Here is a 17,785-nt window from a genome sequence, read left to right as displayed (position 1 = left end):
CGGGCCTGGGGTCGGCCCGCGCCGGTCTGCGGCCCGGATCTTCACGGGTTCTGTACAAGTCACACGCTTAGCACACAAGTCGGGCTTCTAGAGTCGGGGCTTGTGAGTGGGAACGTGTCGCGCATCCTCGTGGTCGAGGACGAGCCGACGATCGCGCGGGCGGTGGTGGATCGGCTGGTGGCGGAGGGGTTCTCCGTCGAGCTCGCCGGGGACGGGCCGGGGGCGGTCGAGCGTGCCCGTGCGTGCGAGCCGCATCTCATCGTGCTGGACGTGATGCTGCCCGGGTTCGACGGGCTGGAAGTGTGCCGCCGGGTGCAGGCGGAACGTCCGGTGCCGGTGCTCATGCTGACCGCGCGCGACGACGAGACCGATCTGCTCGTGGGACTCGGCGTGGGCGCCGACGACTACGTGACGAAGCCGTTCAGCATGCGGGAGCTGGTCGCGCGGATCCGCGCGGTGCTGCGCCGCGTCGAGCGTCCGGCGCCGGACGCCGTCGCGGCGCCGCAGCGGGTGGGGCCGCTGGAGCTGGACCCCCGGGCGCGGCGGGTGCGCAGGGACGGGCGGGAGGTGCACCTCACGCCGACCGAGTTCGACCTGCTCGCCTGCCTCGTCCGGAACCGGGGGACGGTGCTGACCCGCGCCGTCCTGCTCGAACAGGTGTGGGACTGGGCGGACGCGTCGGGGACGCGGGTCGTCGACAGCCACGTCAAGGCGCTGCGCCGCAAGCTCGGCCAGGACCTCATCCGGACCGTCCACGGCGTCGGGTACAGCCTGGAGATCGCGTGACGGCCCCCGTCGTCCACCGGCTGTGGGCGCGGCTGCCGCGGCCGCTGGACCCGCTGCGCTCGATCAAGGTGAAGTTCGGCGTCGTCGTGGTGGTGACCGCGTGCGTCGCGGTGCTGATCGTGCTGTGGGGATATCCGCTGGGGTTCCGCGCCCGGCAGACGCTGCCGGTGGGCGTGCTGATCTCGCTGGTGGTGATCCAGCTGCTCGCGCACGGGATGACGGCGCCGCTGCGCGAGATGACGGCGGCGGCGCGGGCGATGGCGCGGGGCGACTACAGCCGCCGTGTCCGGGCCACGTCCAGGGACGAGGTCGGCGAGCTGGCGCAGGCGTTCAACCGGATGGCCGCCGACCTGGCGGAGGTCGACCGGCAGCGCCGCGAGTTCGTCGCGAACGTCTCGCATGAGCTGCGCACGCCGATCAGCGCGTTGCAGGCCGTCCTGGAGAACGTCGCGGACGGCGTCACCCCGGCGACCCCCGAGGTGCTCGGCTCGGCGCTCGACCAGACCGAGCGCCTCGGCCGCCTCGTCACCCAGCTGCTCGACCTGTCGCGGGCGGACGCGGGCGCCGCGGCGCTGGAGCTGTCGCGCGTGGACGTCGCCGCGTTCGTCGCCGACGTCACGGCGGAGGCCGAGGCCGGGCATCCGGGCGCCCTGTTCGAGTCCGATGTCACCCCCGGCCTGCATGCCACCGCCGACCGGGACCGTCTCCACCAGGTCGTCGCGAACCTGCTGGCCAACGCCGCCCGGCACGGCCCGCCCGGCAGGCCCGTCACGATCACGGCCCGGCCCGGCGCGGCGCCGGGCGGCCTCGTCCTGGAGGTCGCCGACGAGGGGCCCGGCATCCCGCCCGCGGAACGCGCCCGCGTGTTCGAGCGCTTCTCCCGGGGCACCGCGTCCGGCCCCCGCGCCGGGACCCCGGGCGGCGGGACGGGTCTCGGCCTCGCCATCGCCCGCTGGGCCACCGACCTGCATGGCGGCGACATCACCGTCCTCGACACGGCCGGCGGCTGCCGCGTCCGCGTCACCCTTCCAGGCGAGCCGTGATCCACCGGTCCTCGTGGAGGGCGAGGAGCGCGTAGGCGGCCAGTGTGGAGTCGTCGGTGACGTGGCCGTCGCGGATGAGGGCCTTGAACTCGGCCTCGGTGAAGAAGCGCTGGCGCATGTCCTGCTCTTCGGGCTCGCGGTCGGGCTCTCCGGGCACGAGGTCCGTGGCGAGGAAGACGTTGAACCCCTGGCCGCTCGTCCCGTGGGAGCAGTTCAGGTAGCCGAGGTGGGTCAGGGTGCCGGCGCGCAGGCCCGTCTCCTGGGCGAGTTCGAGGGCGGCGAGGTCCTCAGGGACGGCCTGGTGCCGCCCGGGCATGGTGCCCTGGGGGAAGCTCCACGTGCGGCGGCGGATGGGGTAGCGGTACTCCTCGACGAGGTGGAAGCCGCCGTTCTCGGCCGGCACCACCACGACGAAGTCCGGTTTGTCGATGACGCCGTAGATGCCGCGCGAGCCGTCCAGCCGCTCGACCTCGTCCTCGCGGACGGTCATCCACGGGTTCTCGTAGACCACCCGCGTGCCGATCCGGCGGACCGCGGGCTCCTCCCCGTCCTGCATTCAGGCCCCCGGTCCGTAGCGGTAGACGAGCTCGTGCCGGTCGCCGACCACCACGCGGTGGGTGACCTCGACCACCCGCTCGTCCTGGTCGAAGGCGCGGCGCCACAGGGTCAGGACGGGCTGGCCGGAGCCGATCCGCAGCGTGGCCTGCTCGTCGGCGCGCGGGAGGCGGCAGGTCACCGACTCCTCGAACAGGATGCCGTACCCGGCCTCCTCCAGCCGCGAGTAGATGCCGCCGGGGCCGGTGTCGACCTCCCGCAGCACCGGGAGCCGCGCCACCACGTCCATGAGCACCCATGTGGTCGCGGTCTGGACGGGCGGCTCCCCCTCGACGCCCTGGACACGCGCGCGCTCCAGCACCCGCGTGCCGACCGGGACGGCCAGGCGGCGGGCGACCCGGGCGTCGGCGTCCACCTCGCGGACGACCGTGCGCGTGAAGGGCCTGTGTCCCTCAGCCAGAGCGGACGCGTGGAAGCCGCGCCAGCCGCCGACCTGCCGGGTGATGTCGGACGCGGCGCGCCGCACCGGGCGTTCCAGCCGCACCTGCACCCCCGAGCCGTGCTCGACGCGCACGAGGCCCTGGTCGGCCAGCATCCGCAGCGCCCGGCGGACGGTGGAGCGGTCCGCGCCGAACTCGCGGGCCAGCTCGCGCTCCGACGGCAGCCACGCGCCCGGGTCCAGCTCGCCCTCGACGATCCGGGCGGCCAGCGCGCTCGTGATCGCTTGGGCCTTCGTGGGGGGACGCGGCATACCAGATCCTGCTCCGAAACGCGTGTTTGGGCGTCACACACGCTACAGCGTCCGCCCTTCGCGCCCGCGGTCGGAGCCGACGACCTCACCGGCCCCGGCCCCGGCGGGGGACGGCGCGGCGACGCGGTGCCCAGCGCAGCCCGCCAGCAGCGTCCGGGCGCGGAGCACGATCTCCAGGTCGAAGCGCAGGTCGGGGTCCAGGAGCCGGTCGCCGAACAGCTCCTCCAGCTGCCGCAGCCGGTAGCGGACGGTCTGCGGGTGGACGTGCAGGCGCATCGCGACCTCGTTGGCGTTGCGTCCCGACTGGAGCCAGGCGAGGAGCGTCTCGGCGAGCCGGTCCTGCTGGCCCGGGCGCAGGTGGGCGAGGGGGGCGAGGCGCAGCCCGGCGAGCGCGGCGACCAGCCGCTCGTCCCGGAAGAGGATCAGCGTGGAGATGTGCTCCACGCTGCGGACCACGCCGCCGCCGGCGTCGATCACACCGCGCTGGACGAGGCGGAGCGTCTCGCGGGCCCACCGGCTCGACCGCGCCGCCTCCACGACCGGGACGGTCGGGCCGATCACCGCGAGGGTCCCGGACAGCGCACGGTCGACGATCGCGGCGCGGCCCGGCCCGTCCGGGTCGGGGACGACGAGGCTGGGGGTGCGGCGGGTGAGGCCGGCGAGCACGTCGGGCGGGAACGCGGGACGCGGGGCGGCGTCGGGACGGGGGCCGCCGAGCGCCACGGCGGCGACCGTGCGGGGGACGGGCCAGTGCGCGGCGGCGGCGAGGTCGGCGACGGCGCCGGGCGCGGCGGGCGGGTCGGCGAGCAGCAGGTCGAGCAGCCGTTCGCGGCGGCGCTGCATCTCGCCGGCGACGGCGGCGCGGGCCTGGGAGTACCCCTCGGCCGCGGCGGCGGTCAGCTCGTCCTGGAACTGCATCAGCACCTCGCCGACGGCGCCGAGCATGCGGGCGGAGGCGTGCAGGGTGTCGGCGCCCTCCGCGATCCGCCGCCAGGCGACCATGCCGCCGACCCGCACCGCGGTCTGCATCGCGTCGAGGCTGCGGCCCTCACCGGCCTCGCCGCGGCCGATCGCGCGGAAGAAGTCGGTGACCGGGGCCGGGTCGTGGCCGGGATCGGCCACCCGCTCGACGAAGTAGTGCAGGACGCGCTCGACGGCGAGCCGGAGGGTCCCGGAGTAGGAGCCGTCGCCCGGCCTGTCGTATTCGCGGACGCGCGTCTGGATCTCCTGCATCATGTCGTCCGCGACCTCGTCGAGATGCGGCCGCATGTGGTCGGCCAGCTCCCGGGGGACGTCCGCCCACGGGCGCCCGCCGGCGGTGGAGCCCTCGTCCGCCACGTGTACCTCCCGCCGCTCGTCCCCTGGCGCGCTGCCGTGCACACGGGACGAACGATCACTCATGTGACGCGTGTGGGGCACAGCGGGGCCCGGGGCCTCCCAGGGCGCACAGTCTAGGTCGGGAGTGGTCGGGTTCGCCCGATCCGGGACAGACGATCACAGGCCGGGCGTCACTGGCCGGTTTCGCCGTCCGGTGCGACGGTGAGGGCACGACCGGCGCCCACCGGCACGAACGGCCATAAAGGTCTCGGCCCCTGATCGTCGTCGCCCACCGCCGACGTTCCGCATTCCCGTTTCCGGACGGCCCGCCCGCGTTCCGGCCGTGATTCCGCGAGAAAGCCAGAGGGGCGGTATTCCATTGTCCAAAAACCCGCGACCGGCTGGTGTCAGTGTGTCCCGTGGGATCCGCTGTTGATGCCCCTGGAGTGATACAGCGGTGAAAGTTAAGGCCGCCGGTATTGAAAAGAACGGCGTTGACGCCTTCCCCGGATCGAGATTACTGTCACGAATGATCATCGGCTCGACCTGATCAGCGGCACCGTCGTGACCGTCGGCACCCGGATTACCGGACGGCTGTCAAAGCCGCGCCGGATATCCGCCATGACTGGGAGACATGCGACCATGAAGAATGCCAGAATCGCGGCTTTCGTGGCTATCGGCACCGCCGGCCTGCCCCTGCTGACCGCCTCCCCCGCGCTCGCCGATCCGCCCCCCGGCAAGATCACGATCGACGTGGTGAGCGACAAACGCACCTGCGCGGTCGGGACGATCTCCGTCGGGATCTACGACGACAACACCGCCTTCACCCTCTCCCTCGGAGACTTCTCGGTCTCCGTCGGCGGCGACTCCGCACCGCAGGCCGCCCGCAAGACCTGCCGGCTCGACCTGAAGGTCAAGGTCCCGGCGGGATACACCTTCGCGATCGACGAGGTCGACCACCACGGCTCCGCGAAACTCCAGGCGGGGACCTCCGGCCATGTGCTGGAGGAGTTCCACTTCCAGGGAGGCGCCGTGGGCAACACCATCAAGAACACGGTGAAGGGCGCCCACAACGGCGGCTGGCAGTTCCAGAACGGCAAGGACACGGTCACCCCGGTCTACAGGCCCTGCGGCAAGGAACCCAACCTCCTCATCGCGAAGGACCTGCGGGCGGACCTCGGGACCTCCGACGCCACCAAGGTCAGTTCCTTCTCCCAGGGCGCCCCCGACGGCACCACGAAGTACCGCCTCGCATGGAAGCGCTGCACCGCCTGACCTGACCGGCGCCTGGAGACCCCGCCCATGAGGAACACCGAGCGCATCGCGGCACTGGCGGCGGCCATCGTCGCCGTGCCCGTCCTGACGTCCTCCCCCGCGCCCGCAGCCCCGGGCCCGGACGGCGTCACCGTCACGGTGAGGAGCGAGAACGGCAGCGGATGCCCGGCCGGGACGACGACCGTGGCGGTGGCCGACGACGGCGGCGCCTTCACCGTCACCTTCGGATCCACCGCCTTCACGGCCCGCGCCGGAGGCGGATCGGCCCCGACCGACCTCCGCAAGAACTGCCAGCTGGCCCTGCGCGTCGGCGCACCGGCGGGCTACACCTACGGCATCAAGCGGGTCGACCACCACGGTTCCGCGAACCTGGAGAAGGGGGCCTCCGGACAGCTGAAGTCGACCTACTACTTCAGCGGATTGCCAATGAGGCCCTCATATACGAGTTCGGTCAAGGGCCCGTATTCGGGCGGCTGGCATTTCGTCGAGAACGACATCCGGCTGGAGACCTATAAGCCGTGCGGTGAAGAGCTGAACCTCAACCTCAACCAGGAGATCCGGGTGACCTTGGGCGACGCCGATCCCGCCAAGGTCAGCTCCCTGTCGGTCGGCGTCTCCGACGGCAGCCCGACCTACACCCTGGCCTGGAAGACGTGCCCCTGATATCCGAAGAGGAGACCCGCATGTGGAGGACGACCCGCACGGCGATGGTGGCGGCGGCCGCGCTTCCCCTCGTGACGGCCGGGCCCGCGGCCGCCGACCCGCCGCCCGACGGCATCACCATCGAGATCGCGACCGTGAACGGGGGCTGCCCGGCCGGAAGCGTCTCCGTGTCGATCTCCGAGGACAAGAGCAGTTTCCAGGTCGCCTTCGGCGACCTCACGGCCTCCGTCGGTGGAGACTCGCCCCCGTCCGCCGCAAAGAGGATCTGCAGGCTGAATCTGAGGATCCACGCGCCCCAGGGCTACACCTACGAGATAACGGCGATCGAGCAGAGCGGCGCTGTGAACCTTGAGGCCGGCGCCTCTGCACAGGTGACCCAGCAGTACTACATCCAGGGAAAGAAGCCGGACACCGATCTCGTCCACGTTCTGACGGGACCGTCGAATCGCGACTGGGTCTTCCGCGACACCATCCCCTCGGGTGCCATGCCATGCGGAGAGCAGCGCAACCTCAACCTCGCGACAGAACTGCAAGCGAACCTCGGGACCTCCGACGCTTCCAAGAAGAGCTCCATTTGGATGTCGTCCGGGACGGGCCTTCCAGGGGTGCGCACCGCCTACCCGGGCAGGGTGACGTACTCCTTCGGCTGGACGAAGTGCACCACCTGACGCCGGTCGCGATCATGCCCGGGTAGGGTGGAGGAATGCGTTGACGCCTGCCCGAGGCCCGGGCACCCCCATCTCCTTCGTACGCCATGTGACCACTCTGGCCTTTCGAAGGAGATTCCTTTCCATGACCGCGTCGACCGCCATCGGCGTCCCTGAGGAGTTCGCCGCGTCCTATGGCGTGAACGGCCCCGAGGCACGCGTCTGGCTCGCCCGTCTGCCCCGTTTGGGCGGTGAGTTCCTGGAGCGCTGGGACCTGCGGCCGGACGGCCCGGCCGCACACGGCATGGGCTCGCTGGTCCTTCCCGTCCTCCGGGCGGACCGTACGCCCGCCGTCCTGAAGTTCCAGCAGGTCAGGGACGAGAACGCGGGCTCCGTCGCAGGTCTGCTCGCCTGGAACGGCGACGGCGTCGTGCGCCTGCTCGACCACGACGAGGAGAGCGGCACGCAGTTGCTGGAGCGGCTGGACGCGTCCCGCCCCCTGTCCGCGGTCGCCGACGACGACGCGGCGATGCGGGTCCTCGCCGGGCTGATGGCCCGTCTCACGGCGATCACCGCGCCCGCGGGCATGCGACGGCTCGGCGACATCGCCACCGCGATGCTCGGCCAGGTCCCGCGGGCCGTACCGGCGCTCCGCGACCGCGAGCAGCGACGGCTCGTCGACGCGTGCGCGTCGGCAGTCAGGGACCTGGTCGGCGAGCCCGGCGACCGGCTGCTGCACTGGGACCTGCACTACGACAACATCCTGGCCGGGGAGCGCGAGCCGTGGCTCGCCATCGACCCCGAGCCGCTGGCGGGCGATCCGGGGTTCGAGCTGCTGCCCGCCCTCGACAACCGCCTGGAGAACACCGCCGACGTGGGACGCGTGGTCCTCCGCCGCTTCGACCTGCTGACCGAGGCCCTCGGCCTGGACCGGCGGCGGGCCGCCGGATGGACCCTCGGCCGCGTCCTGCAAAACGCGCTGTGGGACGTCGAGGACGGCAAGGACGCCTTGGACCCCGTGCAGGTCACGGTCGCGGCACCCATACTGCGCCGATGGGACGAACGGTTCGGCGCGTGAACCGTCGTGAAGAATGCGGTGACATGGAGTTCTTCTGCTACCACCGCGACCGGTCCGGCTCTCTGCCGCTGCGCATGGCGTTGCTGGAGGAGCACTGGTCCTACATGGACCGGTACGACAAGGAGCTGATCGCCCGCGGGCCGACCCTCGCCGGTGACGGTGAGACGCCGACCGGCAGCGTCCACATCGTCGACCTCCCCGATCCCGCCGCCGCCCGCGCGTTCGCCTTCGACGAGCCCGGCTACCAGGCCGGGGTGTACCGCGACGTGCTGCTGCGCCGATGGCGCAACCTGCTGGGGCGCACCATGTGGGAGTTCCCCGGCGGCCGGACGGGCGGCAGCCGCTTCCTGGTCCTCGGCCTCGCCCCGGAGAGGGACACCGGCCCCGCCGTTCCGCCCGTCCGGGACGAACTGGTCGCCTACGGGCCGCTGCTGTCCGACGACGGCACCGCCTGGGTCGGCACCGCCGCGCTGGTCAGGGCCCCAGACCCGAACGCGGCGCGCGCCGTCCTGCCCCCGGACGGATACGCCGACGTCGAGGTCCACCCATGGGAGTTCGGCGGACGCCGCTGACCCCCCACCCCTACCGACCCCGCGCCGCTACGCCAGACCGCTACCGGGCCGCGGCCGGGACGGTGGCTCAGGACATGAAGGTGGCCATCAGCTCGTCGCGTCCGGTCACGCCGATCTTCCGGTAGATCGCCTTGAGGTGGCCGTTGACCGTGTGCGGCGACATGCGCAGGCGCCGTGCGATCTGCTTCGCGGACAGCCCGGTGAGGAGCTGCTCGATCACCGTCCGCTCGCGGTCGGTGATCCCGTGCAGCACCGCCATCGTAGGGAGCAGCATGTCGGCGGTGGCGGGCCGCACGACGACGGCGACCCGGCCGGAACCGGCGATCGGCTCGGCCGACAGCGCCATCCAGCCCGTGGGCGCGGGGATCCGGCTGAGCACCGGCCGGGCGGCGTGCTGGGCCATGACGGAGATGCACCACAGCGACTCGTCGAGCCGGGCCGGGCACGTCACCAGCATGTTCATGGGGGCCGCCTCGGCGAGCCAGTGGCGCGCCGACTCGGTCTCGCCGACGACCGAGCCGTCGGCGGCGACGACGAACACGCCGGGCGGACGGCCCGGCCGCGCGGGACGGAGCGTCCGGCCCGCCATGAAGCCCTTCAGCGCGAGGGCGAGGGGCTCCGACAGCCGGGCGGCGTGCCCGGCCTCGTCCTCCGAGAACGGCCTGTCGCCCAGCCCGCGCACCAGGACCAGCGCCCCCCAGCCGAGGCCGCGGTGTTTCAGCACGAGGCGCATTTCGCTGCCGTAGCCACCGGCGATCATGACCTCGTTCAGCCGCCGGCTGTCGCGGTACCGGGACGATCCGAGGCTGAGCACCCCGACCGGCCGGGGGCCGTGGATCAGCGCGGAGTAGCGGTGCGCGTCGCCGCCCGCGGCGTCCGTCCGCGCGATCAGCCGGACCGCCGCCGCGCTGTAGCCGTTCTGCCCGGCATAGAAGCATCCCGCGCCGGTCAGGGGATCGATCCCCACGAGCATGTACCCCTCGTGCGGCACCCACTGCGCGACCTCGTTCGAGACGAGGGCACCGAGCTCGGGAACGGTCACGGCCTCCTGGGCCATCGCCGCGAGCTGGCCGACCGGCGCCTCCCGAGCGTGCATTGCTCCAGTATGCGCTGATCATTCATTTCGCACGTTCCGGCGCGGGAGAACCCCATCTCAGGAGCGGCTTGTTGATCGTGCAAGAAAGGCGATATGAACCGATTTTCAGGTCCAGAATCTCGGATGAAAGGGTCATCGGAGGGCATCTCGCCGCGCCCGGCGAGGTGCTCCCGAAGGGAGATGTGACCGTGCGGTTAGCCTCACAGGGACGTTCCAAGACGATCGACCGGCGACCTGCCAACCGTGCCAGGCGGTGATCACCCACCAGCGCCCGGGCCCGGCGATGAATCCGACGGAGCGACGATCAGAGCACGCTGGACGCACGGCGCCGGTTTCAAGACCCCGGCTGGTGAGGACGGACGGGTGTCCCGAGTGTGGTAGCGCCGGGCCATGGCTCCGGTGTCAGAGCACGAAAGACCTGGAAGAACGTGGATGGACCTGGAAGGGCCCGGAAGTGCCCGGAAGTGCCCGGAAGGACCCGGGAAGGGGATGCCGGGCCCTGACGGGATATCGCGAATGTCCTGTCAGGCACGGCGATCGGCAGGGCCGCGGAGTCCCCGGCGCAGGTATTCAACCGACCGTCACCCCCGCCGCTGGACGACCGAACAGGCGGCGCCACGGCGGGATGCCCGACGCCGACCGCACCCGTCGCGGGTCGCGCGCGACGAGAGCGGCGGCCGGGCGGGACCACCGGCACGACCAGCGGCAATACCTCGCTCAATCCCGCTCCGAAATGGACCGGAGAGCCGTGTCACACGGCATTGAATAGGGAGCCGCGGAGCGATCCGATAAGTATCTGCGTAGTTCATCGAGTTCTAGCGCAATCGGGGCGGACTGAAATTTCAGTTACGGCTTGAATCTGGTTACTGACAGCTCATCGACGTACCTTGCTGTCACACGGCGCCCTTATCGCGAGCCCTGCCCCAGCGAGTTCGCCGATCAGGCGCGTCCCCCGCAACCCAGTTGCCGCCGACGCCCCCGGCGGTCGGCGGCGGAAGGTGGACAAGAGTGAATCGTGGAACGCACCTCAAACGCATGGTCCCCCCGCTGTTGGGTGCCGCGACCCTGATCACACTGCCGGCGCTCGGGACCGTTCCGGCGACCGCCGCGACGCAGGCGGCAGGGACCGTTCCGTACGCTCAGTCTCCCGAGACGAAGCTGTCCGATCAGCTCATCGGCCGGCTCGGCTCCCAGCAGGCCGGCTCCTACCTCGACGGTGCCGGAAAGCTCGTCGTCAACGTCACCAACGCCTCGGCCGCCCAGCAGGTCCGGACGGCCGGCGCGAAGGCCCGCATCGTCAAGCACGGTATGCAGCCGCTCAACGACTCCAAGTCCCGGCTCGACCGTCTCGCGGGCACCAAGGGGACCACCGGTCTCTCCTGGGGCGTCGACGTCGTGTCCAACGCCGTCGTCGTCTACGTGCCGAAGAACGACAAGGACGCCGCCACCAAGTCCTTCATCAAGCGCGCACGCGCGATCAGCGGCGTCGTGAAGATCGAGAAGGTCGCGGGCCCGGCGCACGTGACGCTCGGCCCGGGTGACGCGATCATGACGGGCGGCTCGCGCTGCTCGGTGTCGGCGTTCGGTGTCAGCGGAAGCACGACGTACCTGGTCACCGCCGGGCACTGCACCAACGCCGGCTCCACCTGGACGGCCGGCGGCCAGACCGTCGGGACCCGGCAGCTCAGCAGCTTCCCGAACAACGACTACGGCACGATCCGGGTCACCAACACCTCGATGACCACCACCAACGACCAGCTCACCGAGGTGGGCAAGCCGCCGGTCGGCACCCAGGTCCAGAAGAAGGGCTCCACGACCGGCACGACCTCCGGGTCGATCAAGGCGTACGACCGCACGGTGAACTACTCGGAGGGCGCGGTCACGGGCCTGATCGCGACCAACGCCTGCGCCCAGCCCGGTGACAGCGGCGGCTCGCTGCAGAGCGGCAACATCGCCGTCGGGATCACCTCCGGCATCAGCGGCAGCTCCTGCAGCGGAAGCGGCTTCGAGTCGTTCTTCCAGCCGCTGGACGAGGCCATGCAGGCCGGCAACCTCACCCTGAAGAAGTAAGGTTCAGCTCCCCCTCTCGCGACTGTGGGGCTCCCGGCCTGCCGGGAGCCCCACATCCCTTTTCCGGGTCAGCTGAAGTCGTCCGCGTGGTCGGCCGCCCACTGCTCGAACCCGATCGCGGGACGGCCCAGGACGTCCTCCACAGCGGTGGTCGCGGGCGAGTTCCCGGCGGCCGCGTCGTCGAGGAACCGCAGCACCGCCTCGGCGTCCTCAACCGGCATGAACTCCGAGAACCGGGCGAGCGCGTCGGGACGCGACAGCTCCCTGACCGGGATCGGCTCGCCGACGACACGTCCGATCACGGCGACCTGGTCGCGCTGGGACGTCCGGACCGGCCCGGTGAGCATCCCGCTCAGCGCCGGTGTGACGGCGCCGGTCAGCGCCGCGCACGCGAAGGCGGCCACGTCCCGCTCATGGACCGGAGCGGTCAGCGCGTCCGGCCGGTACAGCGGCACGCTCCCGGTGGTGCGCAGCAGATAGGCCCATCCCAGGGCATTCGTGGCCAATACCAGCGGACGGATCGGCACCACCGGCGGGCCCGGCGCGGCGGCGAAGGCGTCCTCGGTCCGCCGGTGCCGTTCGGTGAGGGTGTTGCCCGCCGAGGTCGGGTGGATCACGCTGCCCGAGGACAGCAGCACCAGACGTTCCACCCCGGCGGCGCGGGCCTCGCGAACGACACCGTCGACGCTGCCGTGGTCGGCGTACAGGAACACCCGCCCGGCACCCTCGAACGCCGGACGGAGGCTCGCGGGTTCGGTCACGTCCGCGGCGAACACCTCGACACCGCCGGGAAACCGCACCTTTCCGGGACGCCGCGCCGAGACACGGACCGGGCGGCGTTCGTCCAGCAGCTGTGCGAGGACGCACCTGCCGATGTTCCCGCGGGCTCCCACGACCAGGACGGGCTTGCGATCGAGACCTGCCATCACGGCTCCCATGCACGTATCACTACGCGCCATGGAGACCGTTCCGGCCGACAGGGCGTTCCGACGCAGCACCCCGCCACCGACCACCCTAGCTCCGCCGCCGAGCCAGATCACCGACACGCGTCATCGGCCGTCCACAGTCGCAGCGAGGCGACGGCGTCCGCTCCCCTGGCCGGTCAGGCTCGATCAGGGATGCGACGCGAAGACATGGGCGACGGCCCCGCCGCTGAAGACGGTGGTGCTCACCGGCTCGATGGCGAGCGGCGCGCGGAAGATCCGCTCCCCCGCCCCCAGGACGACGGGATGGACGAGAAGGCGGTACTCGTCGATCAAGCCGGTCGCGACCAGCGATCGGGCGAACCGTACGCCGCCGTGAGCGAGCAAATAGCCATCGAAGCGCTCCTCCTTGAGGCGCGTGATGTTCTTCGTCAGGTCTCCGACGGCGATCGTCGTCTCGCCCCAGTCGGCGGACGTGAGCGAGTCCGAGAACACGACCTTGGGGATCTCGTTCATCGGCTTGGCGAACGGCCCGGAGTCGCCGGGCCAGTGGGCGGCCATCGCCGCGTAGGTGGCGGCACCCATGAGGTGCGCACCGGCGTTGCCCACGGTCTCGACGTTCCAGCTGAGGGCGTCTTCGGAACCTCCCGCGGCGATCCAGTCGCCGCTCCCGTCAGGCGGTGCGACATAGCCGTCGAGCGAAACGGACATCTTCAAGACCAGTGAGGCCATGCGCTGTTCCCCTCCCCGTAATGGGATCTGCTCTGGTGTGTCGACCAGAGCGGACGGCGGAAATCATCGCGGGGGTCGACGGGCGGCTAGCGCCCACGGCGGGCCGCCGGTGACGGCGTCACAGGCTGATCTCCGCCTCGGCCCGCATACCGGTCACGTAGATCAACGTGAAGAACGGCCGTGCGGGGGAAGTGACCCGGTAGCGGATGCAGCGGGCTCCGGAGCGCCGTATGTGCTGGTGCGGGGCGCCCTGACTCTGACCGGACGGGGCACGATCCCGTGGCCGATCCGTCGTCCCAAAACTTTTTCGAGGAATTCCGGGGGGCGGTGTCGGATCTGGGCGGTGGTGTTCGTAGCGAAGGTGAGGCCGTCCACAAGGGGCGGCGCCAAGGCGAAGGAACCTCGATCATGAAGCTGACGACCATGACCCAGATCACCATCGACGGAGTGATGCAGGGCAACGGCGGCCCGTCGGACGACCGCAGGAACGGGTTCGAGCGCGGCGGATGGGCCCTGGGGAAGGGCGACGACGAGACCCGCGCCTACATCAGGCAGACCTTCGAGCGCGCCGATGCGTTCCTGTTCGGGCGGCAGACCTACGAGCTGTTCGCCGGTTCGTGGGGGACCTTCACGGTTCAGGACGTCCCCGGCTGGGCGTCGGTCGTCGAAGCGTTGAACACGCGGCCCAAGTACGTCGCGTCGACCACGCTCACCGAAGCGGCGTGGTCGAACTCGACCGTCCTGTCCGGGGACGTCGCGGCCGCCGTCCGGGAACTGAAGGCCAAGCCGGGGGGCGAGCTGCAGGTGCACGGCAGTGGCCTCCTGATCCGGTGGCTGCTGGAGAATGACCTGGTCGACGAGATGACCCTGATCACCGTCCCGGTGGTCGTCGGCCAGGGCACGCGGCTGTTCCCCGACGCGGGTCCGGATCTCGCGCTCGACCCGGTCGAGTCGCGCGTCGACTCCAAGGGCGTGTCCATCCAGGTCTACCGGCCGGCCGGGCGCCCGCAGTACGCGGGGGCGGCGTGACGTCCCCGGCCACCCGGCCACGCCCGTCGTGACACCACAGGAGATGATCTTCAGATGCGGTATCTGGTTTCCGTGATCGATGACAAGGACAATCCCGGCAGCACCGACAGGCGGCCCGCCATCAGCGAGTTCAACGAACGGCTGATCGCCGACGGTCACTGGGTCTTCGCGGGCGGGCTCGCGGACACCGACGCGGCCACGGTCGTCGACAACCGGGGCGAGCAGGCGGTGTTCAGCGACGGCCCGTTCCTGGAGTCGAAGGAGTACCTCGCCGGGGTCTGGGTGTGGGAGGCCCCCGATCTGGACGTCGCGCTCAAGCTCGCCGCCGAGGCGTCGAAGGTCTGCGACCGGAAGATCGAGGTCCGGCCGTTCCAATGAGCGACGTCGACGAGGCGGTCACCCGGGCCCACCATGAGGAGTGGGCCCGGGTGGTCGCCGCCCTGACCAGGCGCTTCGGTGACCTCGACATCGCCGAGGAGGCGGCCGCCGAGGCGTTCGCCACCGCCGTCCAGCGGTGGCCCGCCGACGGCGTGCCGCCCAACCCCGGCGCCTGGCTGACCACCACCGCCAACCGCAAGGCCATCGACCGGATCCGGCGCGAGAACAAGCGCGACGACAAGCACAAGGAGGCTCAGATGGTGTCCGGCGGCGACCCGCCCGAGCCTGTCGGCGCCATCGACGACGACCGGCTCCGGTTGATCTTCATCTGCTGCCACCCCGCGCTGGCGATGGAGACCCGCGTGGCGCTGACGCTGCGCCTGGTCGGCGGCCTGACCGTCCCCGAGATCGCCCGCGCCTTCCTGGCGTCCGAGGCCGCGATGGGGCAGCGGATCACCCGCGCGAAGGCCAAGATCAAGGCGGCGCGCATCCCCTACCGGGTGCCGTCCGCCGAGGATCTCCCGGCGCGTGTCTCCGGCGTGCTCGCCGTCCTGTTCCTCGTGTTCAACGAGGGCTACCTGGCGACCGGCCCCGACACCAATCCCGTACGCCACGACCTGACCGCCGAGGCGATCCGCCTCACCCGCCTGATCCGCGCCCTCCTCCCGGACGACGGCGAGGTGGCCGGGCTGCTGGCGCTGATGCTGCTCACCGAGGCCCGCCGCACCGCCCGGGTCTCGGCCGGTGGCGAGCTCGTCGCCCTCGACGAGCAGGACCGCGGGGCCTGGGACGCGACACTCATCGCCGAGGGACACCGCCTGGTGCGCGAGCGCCTCGCCGCTGCCGCCGCCGGGGTGCCTCCGGGCCGCTACCAGATCCTCGCCGCGATCAACGCCGTGCACACCTCCGCCCGCGACATCCGCGACACCGACTGGTCACAGGTCCTCGCCCTCTACGACCAGCTCGTCCGCCTCGACACCTCCCCGATCATCGCCCTCAACCGGGCCATAGCGGTCGCCGAACTCGACGGCCCGGAGGTGGCACTCGCGGCCGTCGACCGTCTTGAGGACAGGCTGGCCGACTACCACGCCTACCACGCCACCCGCGCCGACCTGCTGCGCCGACTGGGCCGCAGTCAGCAGTCACGCGCGGCCTACGACAAGGCGATCGAACTGGCGGGCAACACCGCCGAGACCGCCTACCTGACCCGCCGCCGCGACCAACTCCGCTAGCACGGCGAACACCGCAGTCGGCGGCCCCGAGGATCACCCCGGCTCGTCCGGCGAAGCTCCCCGCACCTCACACAGCAGGAGCCCTCGTCCTTGGGACAGTGATCCTGCAGACGAGGGCTCGTGGACGAGGGGAATCGGGCAAGGTCAGGTGAGGTCGTAGGCACTCGCCCTGACGCGGCGCGTGAAGGCACGCCAGTCGGCGGCCCCGAGGGATCACCCAGCGCCTCCGGCCAACTCCTCGCACCTCACACAGCAAGAGCCCTCGTCCTTGGGACAGTGATCCTGCAGACGAGGGCCCGTGCACGAGGAGAATCGACGAAGGTCAGGTCAGGTCGTAGGCGCTCGCCCTGACGCGGCGCGTGAACGCGCGCCAGTCGGCGGCCCCGAAGGCCAGCTTCGGCCCGTCCGGGTCCTTGGAGTCCCGGACGGCCACGACCGGCCCGACCTCCGCCACCTCGACGCACTGACCACCCTCGTGCCCGCTGCGGCTGGCCTTGCGCCACGCCTCGGCCGACGCCCGTGTCACCTCTCCGACCTCGACGCAGTCACCGCCTTGATGAGCGCTGCGGCTCGCCTTGTGCCATGCCTCAACGGCTACTTGCGGAATACTCCCGATCTCGACGCAGTCACCGCCCTCATGAGCACTGCGGCTCGCCTTGCGCCACTTCACGGCCGATAGATCCGGTGCGGTCATCCGTACTCCTCCATCACGCTCGTGATCAAGGCTCGCGACTCCTCGACACGGAGCGCGTCGCCTCGCAGTGAGTTGTACCGTACTGCGAAACTACCGACAATCCGTGGCTCCTGGATGAGTATTCCCTGCCCCGCCGATTCGGTGTACGCAACATCTGGACCGTTGACAAAGCCGAGCATGGTGAAACTCCCGGCTAGCCCGGGATAGTACGTCGGGCACTGCGGTACGACATCGATCGAGACGTTGGGAAGCTCTCCCAAAGCGAGGATGTGTGCGAGCTGCTCCTGCATGACGTCCCGTCCGGTGATCGCGCGGCGTAGGGCGCCCTCGTCGAGGGTGAACCAGACGCGTGGCGCGTTCTGACGGGTGAGGATTTCCTGTCTCTTGAGGCGTTCGGCGACGAGGCGCTCGGCGGTGTCCGGGTCTTGGTCGTGTCCGACGACCGTGCGTATGTAGCTTTCCGTCTGAAGCAGGCCGTGAACGAGCATGAGCTGATAGACCCGCAGCTGGTCCGCCTCCGCTTCCCGCTCCAGGTACTCGGCGAAGCCGGGCGGGAGGACGGCCAGGTGGCGGGTCTCGACGATGCGCTTCCACTGGCGGAAGAAGAGGCCGTTGGTCTGGAAGAAGGTATCGAGGTTCTCGGCGAACTCCTTCGACGGGATGCTCTTGGCGGACTCGATCTGACTGATCCACTGGGGGGTGTATCCGAGGCTCTCGGCGAACTCCGTCTTGTTGAGCCCGGCCGCCGTACGCCAGGCGGTCACTTCGGAGCCGAACGCCTGAATTGCGGGGGCTTCGTATGGTTCCTTGTTCGATCCCATGGGAACTCCCACCAAACCCGTCCCTGGGTTTAGTTGATCTATGAGGGGGGCGAGCGTCACCCCGCTTCGGCTTCGTGGCCAGGGACGACGCATTGCTGTGATTCTGTATAACACAATCACCGA

Annotated in this window: 19 protein-coding genes and 1 pseudogene; 11 read left to right on the top strand and 9 right to left on the bottom strand. The window is 70.8% G+C overall.

The genetic code is table 11. From position 1 onward, the window contains the following. Nucleotides 1-102: 102 nt before the first annotated feature. Entirely contained in the window at nt 103-786 is a 684-nt protein-coding gene (locus AGRA3207_RS21935; protein WP_231328913.1) for a response regulator transcription factor, read from the top strand. Further along, a complete protein-coding gene (locus AGRA3207_RS21930) occupies nt 783-1,829 on the top strand; it encodes a sensor histidine kinase (RefSeq protein WP_231328912.1) in 1,047 nt (348 codons plus the stop codon). The genes AGRA3207_RS21935 and AGRA3207_RS21930 overlap by 4 nt, the downstream gene beginning before the upstream one ends. Here the strand turns inward: AGRA3207_RS21930 and AGRA3207_RS21925 are convergent. The 3 genes from AGRA3207_RS21925 to AGRA3207_RS21915 are packed head-to-tail and all read right to left on the bottom strand — an operon-like array spanning nt 1,807 to nt 4,536. Further along, a complete protein-coding gene (locus tag AGRA3207_RS21925; protein ID WP_231328911.1) occupies nt 1,807-2,385 on the bottom strand; it encodes an NUDIX hydrolase in 579 nt (192 codons plus the stop codon). The two genes, AGRA3207_RS21930 and AGRA3207_RS21925, sit on opposite strands and share 23 nt — an antisense overlap. Next, nucleotides 2,386-3,135, bottom strand: a complete 750-nt coding sequence (locus AGRA3207_RS21920; protein WP_231328910.1) for a GntR family transcriptional regulator — start codon at nt 3,133-3,135, stop codon at nt 2,386-2,388. A gap of 42 nt (nt 3,136-3,177) precedes the next feature. Then, nucleotides 3,178-4,536, bottom strand: coding sequence for a PucR family transcriptional regulator (locus tag AGRA3207_RS21915; protein WP_476692269.1), 1,359 nt, complete (start codon nt 4,534-4,536; stop codon nt 3,178-3,180). Nucleotides 4,537-5,121: 585 nt separating this feature from the next. Between AGRA3207_RS21915 and AGRA3207_RS21910 the strand changes: the two genes are divergently transcribed. The 5 genes from AGRA3207_RS21910 (at nt 5,122) to AGRA3207_RS21890 (ending at nt 8,687) form a co-directional block, all read left to right on the top strand. Continuing rightward, the gene (locus AGRA3207_RS21910) at nt 5,122-5,727 is read left to right on the top strand and encodes a DUF4360 domain-containing protein (protein WP_231328909.1); all 606 of its coding nucleotides are present in this window, start codon (nt 5,122-5,124) and stop codon (nt 5,725-5,727) included. Nucleotides 5,728-5,754: 27 nt separating this feature from the next. Beyond that, nucleotides 5,755-6,390 (top strand): DUF4360 domain-containing protein, encoded by a 636-nt coding sequence (locus tag AGRA3207_RS21905; protein ID WP_231328908.1) that lies wholly within the window; start codon nt 5,755-5,757, stop codon nt 6,388-6,390. Nucleotides 6,391-6,434: 44 nt separating this feature from the next. Then, nucleotides 6,435-7,058, top strand: a complete 624-nt coding sequence (locus AGRA3207_RS21900; protein WP_231328907.1) for a DUF4360 domain-containing protein — start codon at nt 6,435-6,437, stop codon at nt 7,056-7,058. A 124-nt stretch (nt 7,059-7,182) separates the two neighbouring features. After that, nucleotides 7,183-8,115, top strand: coding sequence for an aminoglycoside phosphotransferase family protein (locus AGRA3207_RS21895; protein WP_231328906.1), 933 nt, complete (start codon nt 7,183-7,185; stop codon nt 8,113-8,115). After that, nucleotides 8,112-8,687, top strand: coding sequence for a YciI family protein (locus AGRA3207_RS21890; RefSeq protein WP_231328905.1), 576 nt, complete (start codon nt 8,112-8,114; stop codon nt 8,685-8,687). Before AGRA3207_RS21895 ends, AGRA3207_RS21890 begins: the two co-directional genes overlap by 4 nt. A 67-nt stretch (nt 8,688-8,754) precedes the next feature. Here AGRA3207_RS21890 and AGRA3207_RS21885 read toward each other — a convergent pair whose 3' ends face one another. After that, complete coding sequence (locus AGRA3207_RS21885) at nt 8,755-9,783, bottom strand: helix-turn-helix transcriptional regulator (RefSeq protein ID WP_231328904.1); 1,029 nt, start codon at nt 9,781-9,783, stop codon at nt 8,755-8,757. A gap of 1,008 nt (nt 9,784-10,791) precedes the next feature. On the opposite strand from AGRA3207_RS21885, the gene AGRA3207_RS21880 reads away from it, so the two are divergent. Then, complete coding sequence (locus AGRA3207_RS21880; RefSeq protein WP_231328903.1) at nt 10,792-11,853, top strand: S1 family peptidase; 1,062 nt, start codon at nt 10,792-10,794, stop codon at nt 11,851-11,853. A 68-nt stretch (nt 11,854-11,921) separates the two neighbouring features. Here AGRA3207_RS21880 and AGRA3207_RS21875 read toward each other — a convergent pair whose 3' ends face one another. Both AGRA3207_RS21875 and AGRA3207_RS21870 read right to left on the bottom strand, forming a co-directional pair. Continuing rightward, nucleotides 11,922-12,779 (bottom strand): SDR family oxidoreductase, encoded by an 858-nt coding sequence (locus tag AGRA3207_RS21875; RefSeq protein WP_231328902.1) that lies wholly within the window; start codon nt 12,777-12,779, stop codon nt 11,922-11,924. 186 nt (nt 12,780-12,965) lie between these two features. After that, entirely contained in the window at nt 12,966-13,508 is a 543-nt protein-coding gene (locus AGRA3207_RS21870) for a dihydrofolate reductase family protein (protein ID WP_231328901.1), read from the bottom strand. Between the two features lie 408 nt (nt 13,509-13,916). Here AGRA3207_RS21870 and AGRA3207_RS21865 point away from each other — a divergent pair, with 408 nt between their 5' ends. From AGRA3207_RS21865 to AGRA3207_RS21855, 3 genes are read left to right on the top strand one after another with little or no spacing between them, the layout of a single operon-like run. Then, nucleotides 13,917-14,537: a dihydrofolate reductase family protein gene (locus tag AGRA3207_RS21865; protein WP_231328900.1), complete on the top strand. Its 621-nt coding sequence runs from the start codon at nt 13,917-13,919 to the stop codon at nt 14,535-14,537. Between the two features lie 54 nt (nt 14,538-14,591). Continuing rightward, the gene (locus tag AGRA3207_RS21860; RefSeq protein WP_231328899.1) at nt 14,592-14,915 is read left to right on the top strand and encodes a YciI family protein; all 324 of its coding nucleotides are present in this window, start codon (nt 14,592-14,594) and stop codon (nt 14,913-14,915) included. Further along, nucleotides 14,912-16,147 carry an RNA polymerase sigma factor gene (locus tag AGRA3207_RS21855; RefSeq protein ID WP_231328898.1) on the top strand — a complete coding sequence of 412 codons (1,236 nt, stop codon included), beginning with the start codon at nt 14,912-14,914 and terminating at the stop codon, nt 16,145-16,147. Before AGRA3207_RS21860 ends, AGRA3207_RS21855 begins: the two co-directional genes overlap by 4 nt. 322 nt (nt 16,148-16,469) lie before the next feature. Here the strand turns inward: AGRA3207_RS21855 and AGRA3207_RS21850 are convergent, their stop codons facing one another. The 3 genes and pseudogenes from AGRA3207_RS21850 to AGRA3207_RS21840 all read right to left on the bottom strand — a co-directional run bounded on the left by AGRA3207_RS21850 (nt 16,470) and on the right by AGRA3207_RS21840 (nt 17,662). Continuing rightward, nucleotides 16,470-16,673: a DUF397 domain-containing protein gene (locus AGRA3207_RS21850; RefSeq protein WP_231336343.1), complete on the bottom strand. Its 204-nt coding sequence runs from the start codon at nt 16,671-16,673 to the stop codon at nt 16,470-16,472. Nucleotides 16,674-16,772: 99 nt separating this feature from the next. Further along, nucleotides 16,773-16,841: pseudogene (locus AGRA3207_RS40290) on the bottom strand (hypothetical protein); the annotation flags it as partial. Continuing rightward, nucleotides 16,838-17,662, bottom strand: coding sequence for a helix-turn-helix domain-containing protein (locus AGRA3207_RS21840; RefSeq protein ID WP_231328897.1), 825 nt, complete (start codon nt 17,660-17,662; stop codon nt 16,838-16,840). The gene AGRA3207_RS21840 and the pseudogene AGRA3207_RS40290, both read right to left, overlap by 4 nt. Nucleotides 17,663-17,785: the final 123 nt, after the last annotated feature.

This window comes from Actinomadura graeca, from assembly GCF_019175365.1.
In the GTDB taxonomy this organism is placed as follows: Bacteria; Actinomycetota; Actinomycetes; order Streptosporangiales; family Streptosporangiaceae; genus Spirillospora; species Spirillospora graeca.
This window is presented reverse-complemented; position numbering and strand designations above follow the sequence as displayed.

Bases quoted from the DNA above. Each gene is read 5' to 3' on its own strand.
- AGRA3207_RS21895 (WP_231328906.1), top strand. From the start codon at position 7,183: ATGACCGCGTCGACCGCCATCGGCGTCCCTGAGGAGTTCGCCGCGTCC.
- AGRA3207_RS21915 (WP_476692269.1), bottom strand. From the start codon at position 4,536: ATGAGTGATCGTTCGTCCCGTGTGCACGGCAGCGCGCCAGGGGACGAG.
- AGRA3207_RS21885 (WP_231328904.1), bottom strand. From the start codon at position 9,783: ATGCACGCTCGGGAGGCGCCGGTCGGCCAGCTCGCGGCGATGGCCCAG.
- AGRA3207_RS21875 (WP_231328902.1), bottom strand. From the start codon at position 12,779: ATGGCAGGTCTCGATCGCAAGCCCGTCCTGGTCGTGGGAGCCCGCGGG.
- AGRA3207_RS21840 (WP_231328897.1), bottom strand. From the start codon at position 17,662: ATGGGATCGAACAAGGAACCATACGAAGCCCCCGCAATTCAGGCGTTC.
- AGRA3207_RS21900 (WP_231328907.1), top strand. From the start codon at position 6,435: ATGGTGGCGGCGGCCGCGCTTCCCCTCGTGACGGCCGGGCCCGCGGCC.
- AGRA3207_RS21860 (WP_231328899.1), top strand. From the start codon at position 14,592: ATGCGGTATCTGGTTTCCGTGATCGATGACAAGGACAATCCCGGCAGC.
- AGRA3207_RS21870 (WP_231328901.1), bottom strand. From the start codon at position 13,508: ATGGCCTCACTGGTCTTGAAGATGTCCGTTTCGCTCGACGGCTATGTC.
- AGRA3207_RS21865 (WP_231328900.1), top strand. From the start codon at position 13,917: ATGAAGCTGACGACCATGACCCAGATCACCATCGACGGAGTGATGCAG.
- AGRA3207_RS21925 (WP_231328911.1), bottom strand. From the start codon at position 2,385: ATGCAGGACGGGGAGGAGCCCGCGGTCCGCCGGATCGGCACGCGGGTG.
- AGRA3207_RS21920 (WP_231328910.1), bottom strand. From the start codon at position 3,135: ATGCCGCGTCCCCCCACGAAGGCCCAAGCGATCACGAGCGCGCTGGCC.
- AGRA3207_RS21905 (WP_231328908.1), top strand. From the start codon at position 5,755: ATGAGGAACACCGAGCGCATCGCGGCACTGGCGGCGGCCATCGTCGCC.
- AGRA3207_RS21855 (WP_231328898.1), top strand. From the start codon at position 14,912: ATGAGCGACGTCGACGAGGCGGTCACCCGGGCCCACCATGAGGAGTGG.